The organism is Vibrio sp. M260118 (assembly GCF_036533755.1).
GTDB lineage: Bacteria > Pseudomonadota > Gammaproteobacteria > Enterobacterales > Vibrionaceae > Vibrio.
Genome location: NZ_JATABG010000653.1, coordinates 1 through 803, shown reverse-complemented (window position 1 = coordinate 803; position 803 = coordinate 1). Strand labels below are relative to the sequence as shown.

The following is an 803-nucleotide window of genomic DNA, read 5'->3' as shown; positions in this document are numbered from 1 at the left end:
ATCCAAACCGATGACGTTGATCTTCTAGTTAAGGACAAACTACTAAAGGCATTTAAAATTGTAGGGCGCCCAGTTTTCGTGGAGCATACTGGCTTATACATTGACAATTTAAACGAGTTTCCTGGCGGCTTAACCCAGATTTTCTGGGATAAGCTTGAAGCTGATAAGTTTTCTACTTTATTTGGTACTGGGGACAATACTAAAGTTATCGCAAAAACAATTATTGGTTACTGTGACTCAATGAAAATACATACCTTTAAGGGTGAGATAAGAGGAACAATCGCCCCTGAACCTAAGGGAGACCGTAGCTTTCAATGGGACTGCATTTTTATCCCAGATGGAGAAAGCTTAACGTTTTCAGAAATGGGTGACAAAAAAAATGAAATTTCAATGAGAAAGTTAGCTTTTGACAAGTTCAAAGAGTTTTTGAAACAAGGAAAAGATTAATGGAACAGCTATTGTCTGCCTACAAAAAAGGGAACGTAATTTTATTCGTTGGTGCGGGAGTATCAATGAATCTTGGTCTTCCTTCTTGGTCTGAGCTCATCAACCATATCTCCGTAGAACTAGGCTATGATCCTGACATATATAAAACATTTGGAAATGATCTTGCGCTAGCCGAGTATTATCGAATCGAAAAAGGAAGAATAGGTCCCTTGCGTAGCTGGATGGACACCCAGTGGCACTCGGGAGATGTGAAGCTAGAAAACTCCAAAGTTCATGAATACATTGCTAAAGCAAATTTTCCTCTTATCTATACGACAAACTACGACCGATGGATTGAGAAATCGCTAAAACATTAC

The 803-nt window shown here is 38.9% G+C and carries 1 protein-coding gene and 1 pseudogene; both read left to right on the top strand.

Annotated features, from left to right (window positions below; translation table 11 throughout):
• On the top strand, positions 1-447 hold a 447-nt coding region (locus QTO00_RS20310; protein ID WP_331426356.1), incomplete at its 5' end, for a non-canonical purine NTP pyrophosphatase.
• Positions 447-803 (top strand): annotated as a pseudogene (locus QTO00_RS20305) (Sir2 family NAD-dependent protein deacetylase); the annotation flags it as partial. The gene QTO00_RS20310 and the pseudogene QTO00_RS20305, both read left to right, overlap by 1 nt.